The organism is Streptococcus oralis (genome assembly GCF_001983955.1).
GTDB lineage: Bacteria > Bacillota > Bacilli > Lactobacillales > Streptococcaceae > Streptococcus > Streptococcus jiangnanensis.
Window position 1 is genome coordinate 1,898,039 of record NZ_CP019562.1, and the last position, 10,904, is coordinate 1,908,942.

The 10,904-nt window shown below is 42.1% G+C and carries 11 protein-coding genes; 1 reads left to right on the top strand and 10 read right to left on the bottom strand.

What is annotated here, in order from left to right:
• The 10 genes from BWR56_RS09480 to BWR56_RS09525 form a co-directional block, all read right to left on the bottom strand.
• The gene (locus BWR56_RS09480) at positions 1–573 is read right to left on the bottom strand and encodes a hypothetical protein (RefSeq protein ID WP_076984863.1); all 573 of its coding nucleotides are present in this window, start codon (positions 571–573) and stop codon (positions 1–3) included.
• Between the two features lie 312 nt (positions 574–885).
• Positions 886–1,740 (bottom strand): VOC family protein, encoded by an 855-nt coding sequence (locus tag BWR56_RS09485; protein WP_076984864.1) that lies wholly within the window; start codon positions 1,738–1,740, stop codon positions 886–888.
• Between the two features lie 106 nt (positions 1,741–1,846).
• A complete protein-coding gene (locus tag BWR56_RS09490; protein WP_076984865.1) occupies positions 1,847–2,884 on the bottom strand; it encodes an aldose epimerase family protein in 1,038 nt (345 codons plus the stop codon).
• Positions 2,885–3,030: 146 nt separating this feature from the next.
• Positions 3,031–4,026 (bottom strand): tagatose-bisphosphate aldolase, encoded by a 996-nt coding sequence (gene lacD / locus BWR56_RS09495; protein ID WP_049506382.1) that lies wholly within the window; start codon positions 4,024–4,026, stop codon positions 3,031–3,033.
• A 10-nt stretch (positions 4,027–4,036) separates the two neighbouring features.
• Positions 4,037–5,203 carry an SIS domain-containing protein gene (locus tag BWR56_RS09500; RefSeq protein ID WP_049506250.1) on the bottom strand — a complete coding sequence of 389 codons (1,167 nt, stop codon included), beginning with the start codon at positions 5,201–5,203 and terminating at the stop codon, positions 4,037–4,039.
• Between the two features lie 104 nt (positions 5,204–5,307).
• Complete coding sequence (locus tag BWR56_RS09505) at positions 5,308–5,712, bottom strand: PTS sugar transporter subunit IIA (RefSeq protein ID WP_000045700.1); 405 nt, start codon at positions 5,710–5,712, stop codon at positions 5,308–5,310.
• 3 nt (positions 5,713–5,715) lie between these two features.
• Complete coding sequence (locus BWR56_RS09510; protein ID WP_000185284.1) at positions 5,716–6,537, bottom strand: PTS system mannose/fructose/sorbose family transporter subunit IID; 822 nt, start codon at positions 6,535–6,537, stop codon at positions 5,716–5,718.
• Complete coding sequence (locus tag BWR56_RS09515) at positions 6,524–7,429, bottom strand: PTS mannose/fructose/sorbose/N-acetylgalactosamine transporter subunit IIC (protein WP_076984866.1); 906 nt, start codon at positions 7,427–7,429, stop codon at positions 6,524–6,526. Before BWR56_RS09515 ends, BWR56_RS09510 begins: the two co-directional genes overlap by 14 nt.
• 26 nt (positions 7,430–7,455) lie before the next feature.
• Positions 7,456–7,932 (bottom strand): PTS sugar transporter subunit IIB, encoded by a 477-nt coding sequence (locus BWR56_RS09520; protein ID WP_000156972.1) that lies wholly within the window; start codon positions 7,930–7,932, stop codon positions 7,456–7,458.
• Positions 7,929–9,716 (bottom strand): glycoside hydrolase family 35 protein, encoded by a 1,788-nt coding sequence (locus BWR56_RS09525; protein WP_076984867.1) that lies wholly within the window; start codon positions 9,714–9,716, stop codon positions 7,929–7,931. Before BWR56_RS09525 ends, BWR56_RS09520 begins: the two co-directional genes overlap by 4 nt.
• A gap of 321 nt (positions 9,717–10,037) precedes the next feature.
• Here BWR56_RS09525 and BWR56_RS09530 point away from each other — a divergent pair, with 321 nt between their 5' ends.
• Positions 10,038–10,754 carry a GntR family transcriptional regulator gene (locus tag BWR56_RS09530; protein ID WP_049506255.1) on the top strand — a complete coding sequence of 239 codons (717 nt, stop codon included), beginning with the start codon at positions 10,038–10,040 and terminating at the stop codon, positions 10,752–10,754.
• Positions 10,755–10,904 lie beyond the last annotated feature (150 nt).

The window sequence follows — 10,904 nt, forward strand, 5'->3', positions numbered from 1 at the left end:
TTACATTTCTCCCTCTTTCCCTCGGCTATCGTCCTGTAATGCCTCCATCAGCTCCTTGAACAGTCGTTTGCGCGTTTTCATCTGAAATTCATAGACAATATAAACAAGGGAAAAAATCCCTAACATATACATAATCAAGAACTGAAAATCAGAGTAGATAAAATAGCGATAGATGGAAAACAGAACCATGAGAAAACAAAAAATCTCAACTAGGACGGTCCATCTATATTTTCTCCTAAGTGTTTTGATATTAACTTTTGTGAGCCGGACTTTTCTAAATCTATCTGTCTTCATGTTGCGTCGGGTAGATTTGGCAAGGAGAATGGTCCCGAAAACCAAAAACAGAGACATCAAGATAAAAAAGATCAAATTGAAAGGGGAGGAGACATCTCCAAAGGTTTGGTTGAGCAACTTCGACAGCCGTTGCAAGGAATAGATTGCAATAGGGGCTGCAATGGCTAAATAATTCATGCCTTGTTTTGCACTGTAGAATACTTGATTCCCCAAATCATAATAGATAAAAGAGTCCTCCAGAGGGCCCATACTAATTAAATTTTTTACACTTGTGTCCATCTTATTTCCCGTCTCCTAAACTCAATACGGATGTTCAAACAGAATCCTACTTTCTCTAAAAAGCATCGTGACAACGATTGCCAGCAGTCTAGCCGATTTTCGGCGTTTGCCTTCCTAGAGAAAGAAAAGTTTATTAGTATTATAGCATGAACCCCCAGAAAAGGGAAAATATCCCCAGCAGATATCTTTGCTAGATCCAAGAAAGGTTTCGTCATTTCATAAAAAAGCGAACAAGTTCGCATTCTAAAAACAGAATGCGAGCTTATCCGCCTTTTCCTATGTCTCTAAAATAAATAATGTGTTTTCCTCGTTTCATCGTGCCAAGCGAATGCGAGTCACAATCCCATCTGGGTCTACAAGATCCAGTTCACTCGAATTTAGCCACTTGATTGGTGCTTCTAGCTCTTGTGCTTGCTTAACGATGTCCAAGAGTTCTTCCTTGCTTTCGACCTCAAGGACATAGTAGGCCAAGCCTGGCAAGCCTTGCTCACGCGGAGCCAACCCTTTTCCAGCCCATTCGTTGACAGCCAGGTGGTGATGGTACTGACCAGCTGCTATCCAACTAGCACTAGGAATGCTAAATTTATCCTCTAGTCCTAACACCTTTTGATAAAACTGGCTCGCCGCACGACTATCCTTCACCGATAGATGGATATGCCCCATTCTAGTCCCTTCAGCTAGGATAAAGGGATCCACCTTTTCCCCTAACTCATAGATGTCCTGTGCCGCAAGGGCTTCGGTCACACCGATAATGCGACCGTCTTCTCGAATATCCCATGAAGACACTGGCTTATCACGGTAGAGTTCAACGCCATTTCCTTCCAAATCCTCTAGATAAATAGCCTCACTGTATCCATGATCTGCACCCCCGACCAGAGGAATCCGCAAGTCACTTAGGTGTTTCAAGACATCTGCCAAGGCTTTTCGCGTCGGCAACAAAATCGCCAGATGGTAGAGCCCATAATGCTCCCTTACTTCGCCAGCCTTTTCTGCCTGAATCAAGTGAACCAAGGCTTTTCGACCAAGTCCCAAAATCGCTTCTGTCTCTGTTTGGGATAAAATCTCCAAGCCAATAATTTGGTGATAAAAAGCCGTTTGACTCGTCAAATCCTTGACATTTAAAACCGCCTCCGCTAGGTAAATGTGGCTTTGGTATGCATAAGTCATAGGGTGTCTCCTTTTGTTGTAACTTTATCAATTACATCAATTATACACTATTGAGATAGAATGTCAACGAAGACAGCTCAAAAGAGCTGGAAACCAGCTCTTCTTTTTATTTTACAACAAGCTCGTAGCGAGTTTTGCTAGTGAAAGTTTGCCCTGCTTTGAGAATGACTTGGTCTTTGAGGTCGCTGTGAATGGCATCTGGTAAAGCTTGCGCTTCAAGGGCAATCCCATTGTGCTGTACCATTGGCTGATCTCCAATGATGACACTCTCATCCACAAAGTTTGCTGTGTAGACCACAAAGCAAGGGGCCTCTGTCTTGAAAAGTAGGAAGCGACCTGAGTTTTGGTCATAAAGGAAACCAGCATTGTCATGACCGGCAGGAAGGGCAAATGGATGATCCAAACCAGATACCAACTGGATTTGCTCATCTTCCTCTGCAAAGATATCCTTCAACAAAGCACCATTGTAGATATGTTTAACCACATCACGATTGGCATCTGGAGTCTTTGCCGGAACACCGTCCGGAGCAATTGGGTAAATGCCTTCCGTATTTAGCTGGAAGACATGGCGGTCAATTGTCTGTGTGAAATCACCAGACAAGTTGAAGTAGCTGTGATTAGTTGGATTGACAAGCGTATCTTGATCTGTCGTTACCTTGTAGCTGACTTCGTAAGCACCACTTTCTTCCAAGTAGTAGCTAATCCAGATTTTGAGATTACCAGGGAATCCTCCCGTCCCATCTGTACGCTCTGTGTAGAGGGTCAAGCCATGGTCGCTTACCTCGGTCAGTTCAAACAAGCTCGAATCCCAACCTGTTGAACCACTGTGGTTGCAGTTGCTAGCGTTGTTGACTTCAAGATTATAGGTCTGACCATTGAGCTCAAATGTTGCAACTGCAATACGGCCCGCTACAGGACCTACACTTGCTCCATGCTTAGGACTATTGCCTACATAGCTAGCAAAATCATCAAATCCTAGGATAACATTAGCAAAATTTCCAGCCTTGTCGGGCGTGACATAGCTCAAGATGGTCGCACCATAGGTCATGATTTCTAGTTGGTAGCCACTGTCAGTCTCAAAGCGATAGGCCAAGACATCCTTGCCCTCATGATTTCCAAATACACGCTCTGTGTATGCTTTCATTCTTCTCTCCTTTGATCCATTTCTCTTAAGTAAACAAACCATAGAGAGTGTATTCACCATCTATGGTTGTAGTTTTTATTTTCAGAATCCTTTGTCAGAAAACCTTAAGTAGCTTCTTAACAAAATGGGGTTCTTCTATACTTGTTTTATGCTTCCACACGTTCAGTCCATGAAGTCGCTGTTGTTTGAAGAACCTTGTTGAGTTCGTCAATGTTCTCAAATCCAGTTGTGCGAAGCCATTCACGAGCTGCTGCCTCACCGTCTTTGATGTAGGCTTCAACTGATCCAGCCCAAGTTGCACGGCCGCAAAGAACACCGTTGAAGTTTGCGCCTGATTCGTGGGCAAAGACAAGTGTTTCTTGGAAGAGTTTGGCTGATACACCTGCACTCAAGTAGATATATGGCAAGTTAGTTGCTTCATCTTGTGCTTTGAAGAAGGCTGCTGCTTCTTCACGTGTATGCACGATTTCACCATCGCCAAAGCCTTCAACGTATTTGACGTTGACTGGAACTTCCACTTTCAAGACATCGATGTTGAAGCGTGGGTCTGAGAAGACCTTCATAGCACCGATAACCTTGTGTGGCTTCACTTTTGCGTATTCTACTGAACCTGCATCAGCTATTTTTTCATCGTAAGCGAGGATTTCAAGGAAGAACGGAATGTCTTCTGCCACACACTCAGAACCAATGCGTTCGATGTAGGCTTGTTTTTGCTGGTTGAGTTCGTCAGAGCTATCTACATCGTAGTAAAGCAAGAACTTAACAGCATCTGCACCTTGTTCCTTGATGCGTTTGGCAGACCAAACATCCAAGCAGTCAGGCAAGCGTTTGGTGCTAGTTGTGTCGTAGCCAGTTTTCTCATAAGCAAGAAGAAGACCAGCATTGGCATCAAGCGCTTTTGTAGCTGGGAGACCATACTCAGGGTCAAGAAGCATAGATGAAGCGTATTTTGTCAATTCATCTGCAACCAAGACTTTAAGCTCTTCCATTTGATCCACTGTTGGCTCTTCTGTTTGATATTGAGCCATGAGGCGTTTCAAAGCACCACGTTGGTCAAAGGCAAGAGCTGAGATGATTCCATTCTCGTCAGAGAGTTTTTGCAAGCAGGCTACTTTATTGGAACTTAATTGTAATTTACTCATAGACACTTCCTTATTTTTGATATTCATGAATGATCACACCTTGTACCACACGGTTTACAGTGCCAGTAGGAGATGGTGTATCTGGTTTATTTTCTACCTTGAGTGAAGTCAATAGGGCAAAGAGTTGGGCATAAACGATGTAAGGGAAGACACGGTAAATATCGTTCAAGACACCGCCACAACCCAGTGCTACTTCTTTGACATTTTCAAGACCAAAGGCTTGATCACTCAAGAGCACAACACGACGAGCAATGTGATCACCAGCCACTTCACGAACCAAGTCCAAGTCGTATTTGCGAGTGTAGTCTGTCGTTGTACCAAATACCAAAACAACTGTATCTTCGTTGATAAGAGATTTTGGACCGTGACGGAAGCCAACTGGGCTTTCATACATGGTCGCAACTTGACCAGCTGTTAGTTCCAAAATCTTGAGCTGAGCTTCATGAGCAAGCCCAAAGAAAGGACCAGCGCCCAGGTAGATAACACGGTTAAAGTCAAGATCTACAAGCTCTTTAACATCTGCTGCATTGTCTAAAACCTTACGCGCAAGGCTAGAAACAACTTCAAAACGTTCAGCTTTCACAGCAAATTCTGTAGGATCAAAGACCAAGAGAGCTGTTAGCATCATAGACGTAAAGCTAGAAGTCATGGCAAACCCAGCGTCATTGGAAGCAGCTGGTTGCAAGAGCAAAAGATTGCGCTCATCGCCATGAGCTTGAAGAGCCAATTTACCATCTGCAGCACATGTAATGGTCACTTGATAGAGGTCATCAACCAAGGCTTTGGCCAAATCAACTGTTGCCACACTCTCAGGTGAATTTCCGCTACGAGCAAAGGATACAAGGACAGTTGCCACATCTTTTTTCAGATAGGTTTCTGGATTTGCTACGATATCTGTTGTCGCAATAGAATTGAAGTTCCATTTGCGCTCGTCATAGACTTCCTTAAAGTATGGCACCAAGGTATCTCCCACATAAGCAGAAGTACCAGCACCCGTCAAGATGACCTTGATATAGTCATGTCTATCAGCGATACCTTGCAGAAAGGCTGCAATTTCTTCACGTTTCGCTTGATAGGCTTCAAAAGCTTCTTTCCATACATCAGGCTGTTGGTAGATCTCACGAGTCGTGATTTCTGCACCCAGTTCAAGTAATTCTTCTTTTGTGTAATTTAGCATAGAGTTCCTCTAATCTATTATTGTTTCATTCCTATTGAAAATATGGGAATGGGATTGACTCCCATTCCCATGTATATTCTATATAAGATGCTCTAAGTCACATCTTATTCATCTTCGTCATCATCAAAGCCCGCTAACAAATCGTTGACTTTTACAATACTTTCTGCAGCACGGCTCTTATAATCCGCATCTGCTCCTGTAAGGCTCGCATTGATAAATTCAATCACCATTGGAAGATTCATCCCTGCGTAGAGTTCAATGTCGCGACCTTCCATAATCAAGCGGCTCACCACGTTACATGGTGTACCACCGAGAAGATCTGCAAAGACTAGGAAATCATCCAATCCTTCGATAGCAGCTTCAAATTTAGCAGTAAATTCTTCTGGACCATCTTCTGGAAGAAGAGCCACTGCATGAATGTTGTCCTGTGGACCCATGATCATTTCTGTGCTACCTTTAAGTTCTTCACAGAAACGACCATGACTCACCAAAATTAATGATTTACTCATAAATTATGCGCCCATTCCAAGCAAGAATTTACCGATGAATGAAAGACCTACTGCAAGAACGATAATGATACCGATCGCTTTAGTAGAGTTCATACCTTTCTTACCAAGCAACCAGAAGATAAAGGCAGTAAAGATTGCTGGAAGCAAGCGTGGGAAGATTGAGTTCAAGATGTCTTGGAAGTCAATCATCTTTTCACCGATTGGCAATTTGTAAGAAATGTCAAAGTTGATCATTGTTGCTACAAGAGCACCCATCATGAAGACACCAAGTACAGATGCAGCATCAATCAAAGCTGTCAAAGTACTTTGCATGTTGTTGATAAGGTTAACCCCTTCTTTGTAAGCAAATTCCAATTGTTTCCAACGGAAGATGTCATATGCAACTGCAACTGCGATCCAAAGGAAGATACCCCATGGTTGGCCAGCGATCGCCATAGTTGCTGCGATAGATCCCATGATAGCAGGTACAAGTGAACCAAAGATAGTATCTCCAAGAGGAGCGAATGGTCCCATCAAACCTGTCTTGATACCGTTAACGGCATCTTTTGAACCCACACCATCTTTTTCTTCCATGGCAAGGTCAAAACCAGCGATAATTGTGTGGAAGAATGGAGAAGTATTGAAGAATTGAGTATGAACTTTCATCATTTCTTTCAATTCAGGAGTTCCATCCCCATACATTTTACGCAATTGAGGCAAGATCATGTAAAGGTAACCAGAAGCTTGCATACGCTCATAGTTCCAACCTAATTGGAAAGTAAACAAGCTACGTTTGTTGATTTGATTAAAATCTTCTTTTGTAAGTTTGTAATTAGAATTCGTCATCTTCGATTTCCCCACTTTCTGATGGTGTAGAAGGTGCTGCTACAGCTACTTTTTGGCTGTTCTTAAAGTGAACAACTGCAAGGAAGATACCTACGATAGAGATACCGATCATAGACAAACCTTTGAAGTTGTTAGCAAAGCCAATCTTTTCAGCAACATCAGCAGGAAGAGTACCAAGGATACCCGCAACAGCGCCACCAAGACCTGTTACATATGAGTAAAGAACAGTCAACATAGCTGTCAAACCGAATCCCATTGCAAGGTAGTGAAGGTTACGTTTAACTGGAAGGTAACGAAGCAAGATTGCAAATCCAAGACCTGGAAGCATACGACCTGCAAGTGTCAAACCGTCTGCAACCCATTGGTATTCTTTAACAAGGTCTACTACTGATTGTACGAAAGCACCACCAAAAGCAAGAGCGAAGAATACCGGAAGGGCACGAGAAAGAGCCCATGGAAGCGCACCAAGTAGATAGTTGCGTTCGATACCTTTGTAGTCAAAGCGTTCGATCGCAGCATCAATACGGTGTGCAAAGAAAGTAGTTGTCATACGTCCAAGAACGTCGAAGTATGTCAAAAGTGCTGCTACTGGTACAGCGATTGTTGTAATCGCAAGGTCTGTATCAATACCTTGAGAGATAGAGAATGCTGTTGCAAGAACCGCACCAGAAGTTGCGTCGATACGAGAAGCACCACCGAAGGTACCAACCCCAAGAACGAATAGCTGCAAGTTACCACCGATAAGCAGACCCGTAGTCACATCTCCCATAATTAAACCAGTAATGAAACCAGCAAATACAGGGGAACCTGCAGATGAAACGATCGTCAACTCATCACAGATTTGATAAGCTGAGTACAAAGTGAGAAGTAAAATTTGCCACCATTGTATCATAACAATGACCTCCTAAAAATTTTTTCCTATTTTAATAAGCTCAAAAAGTCTGAAATTGGATCATTTGGAACCATTTGAGCAGTAAGTTTAACACCTTTTTCTGCCAGTTTGTGGAAATCTTCCACATCCTTGTCTACTACGTTGATAGAACGTGTGATGGGGCGAGTTTCTGGTGTTTGAGACATATTCCCAACATTAAGGGTTTCAAGTGGTACACCTGCTTCAACCAAACCAAGGAAGCGGTCTGGTTTACGAGCCACGATAAAGAGACGTTGGCTATCGTATTTTCCAGCAAGAATATTGGCTGCCGCTTTTTCAATTGGCAAAATACTCAATTTTACACCTGGTGGTGTCGCAAGTTTCAAACCACTCTTTTCAACGTCGTTGTTGACAACTTCGTCGTCTACAACCATAATACGTGAAACATTTAGTTTTCCAGCCCAAAGATTGGCTACTTGTCCGTGGATCAAACGTCCATCGATACGGCATCCTACAATTGTCATAAATTTTCCCCCTTTATATGTTTTAGTGTAGGTTTTCGAGTTAAATGAATCTCTTCTTTATATTCACCCTCTGTCTCAAAGATAATAATGCGGTTTGCACCTTCCTTGAGGTAGCTATGAGGGATATAAAGCGAGAGGGTCGGGCCGACGTTCCAAAAACGTCCTAGATTCTGCCCATTGACAAAGGCAACTCCCTTACCAAACTCAGACAAGTCTAGGTAAGTATCCTTTGGCTCTTGGACTGTAAAGTCATAAGCGTAAAAGGCTGGTTGCCCTTCTGTCCATCCTTTTGAAAAATCAATTTTCTCAGGATTATCTAGTGGGAGTGGATAGTGTTTCCAGTTTAGTAAGAAGTGCAAATCCTTACAAACCCCTGTCCGAATTCCCTTACGTTGCGTATCCGCTAAGAACTTGTGTCCGTAGTTGACACGCCCCATATTTTCAATCAAGATGTCAATCTCTGAAAAGCCTTCTCGATTGCCTTGACAGTAGATATCTTCACCAATCTCTGTCTGGTATTGAGTAGCAATCCATTGACCATCTACAAAGAGTTGAGCTCGGTCACGTCCATCGATGATACGGAGACGTTCCTCTTCTGCATCCCAACTTGCCTCCGTGCGGTAGAGAAGGTAGCCATAACTTTGACCAAGTTCTTCCATCGCTTTTGGATAGAGGCTTTCAGTAGGACTAGAGAGGTTATCCAGGGTTTCAAACAAGGAAACTTTTTCGACCAATGGAATGGACCCTATCTCCATGCTTTCCTTATAGAGTGGTTCCAACTGTGGATACTCTGGGAAGTGGGTTGCCATCATCTTCTTGACTGCTAAGTATTTAGCAGTTGGATTTCCTTCTTCATCGAGAAGGGCATCATAGTCGTAAGATGTGACTTGCGGCAAATCCAGAGTTCCTCGAGCTGAGCAGCCATTCATGAAACCAAAGTTTGTTCCACCATGGAACATGTAAAGGTTGATAGAGCCTTGCTCCAATACCTCTCGAACAGCTTCTGCCAATTCTTTAGGATCCCGTGTGATGATGGGTTCTTTCCAACGGTTGAACCAACCATCCCAGAATTCCATACACATGAGGGGCCATTTCTTGCCATGCTCATCAAAGAATTCCTGCATCTGTGAAAAGTTGTACGGAGCTTTAGAACCGAAGTTTCCTGTCACAAAGAGATCGTCTTCGATCAAGGTTCCAGCTTTCAGAGTAGCCCTCCATGGACCATCTGAAGTAAAGAGTGGGCAATCAATCCCTCGGTCTTCCATCAATTTCCGAATTGCTCGTAGATAAGACTTATCTTCTCCATAAGAGCCATATTCATTTTCGACTTGCATCATAAGAATGTTTCCACCATTATCCAACAAGCGAGGCACAAGCCTTGGCAATAATTGGTCATAATAGCGAGCAACAGCCTCGATGTAGGCCGGGTCGGACGAGCGAATTCGCATGTCCTTTGTCAAGAGCCAAGCCGGCAAGCCACCAAATTCCCATTCCGCACAGATAAATGGAGACGGGCGTACAATGGCATAGAGACCTAGATCTTGTGCAATTTGAAGAAATCTCTCCAAATTTCTGGCACCTTCAAAATCAAACTCCCCTTCAACAGGTTCGTGTAAATTCCAAGCCACATAGGTCTCGACTGTATTAAAGCCAAGCGCCTTTAAGTTATAGAGAGAATGATACCAATCCTCTGCTGGAATCCTAAAATAATGAATGGCGCCGGACAAAATCTTGAACGGTTTTCCGTCTAAATAGAAATCGTCCTCAATTTTAAATCTGGTCATGTTATTACCTCTGACGAATCAAGTTTGCGCTTTCATTTATTATAATATTAACTATAATCAAATCTTTTGCATTTGTCAATAGGTTTTAGAAAATTATTTAAAATTTTTCTATTTTTTTACTTACCGTTTACCGAAATTATCTAAAAATAGCATGAAAACGATCTTTTTATGTATGATAATTCACAAGAACTTCAAATGAATTTTTTTACATGTAAAATAACATTTTTAGTCTATTATTTTAATTTTTTGACCTTAATACTACTCTTTTCTCTATATTTGTGGTAAAATCAAAATTGGAGAAAGAGAATCGAGGTGAAATTTATGGCTATTCCTAAATACCAATATATTAAAGATGAATTAAAAAACAAAATCATCTCTGGTCAATTTGCAAGTGGAGATAAATTTTATACAGAAGCCGAATTGATCGCGATGTACGATGTGAGTTCAATCACAGTTGTTCGTGCCTTGAATGACCTTGCTAAAGACGGCTACATTGTCCGCCAACAAGGTAAAGGTACTTTCGTTTCACGTGCCCGCAAGCACAAACTCGTTGAGTTTTCAGATGTTGAAGTCTTTGAAACAAAAGACGATAAAGTTACTGTCCTTTCTATCGAGCGTGGAAACAAACTTGAATATTTAGATAAACTTGGACTACGTGGAGATCAATTCTACTATAAGATTGAACGTATTCGTCAGACAAACGACGTGACATACATCTACCACACATCTTATATTCCTGAGCAATACATCAATGCCAACTATCCAAATCTTGATTATTATAGCTCTATCTATACACGTTTCAAATTGGATTACCGCATTCACATGAGTGATGAACATTTTGAGGAAATCAACGAAATCGCATTCCCAACACCAGAGCACGCTGCTTCTGTACTCGGAATCGATACACAATTCCCAACTGTCTTCCAAACGAAGACTACAAAACTTGAGGCCACTGGCCAAGTCCTTGCCTATAGTGAAACTTATAAGCGAGCAGACTACTACAAAATCAAATTCATCTCATGTAACCGAGGTCATTAAGAAAAAGCCTGAGCCTAGCTCAGGCTTTTTCTCTATTCATTATAGCACGAGAAAGAAGTTGTGAAAACGCTATGAAGGGCTCTTATTTAATTAGTAGCATTTTTACTAAAAACAAGTTAAATTTTCGTTTGGTTTTTCCTCTGTTTTATC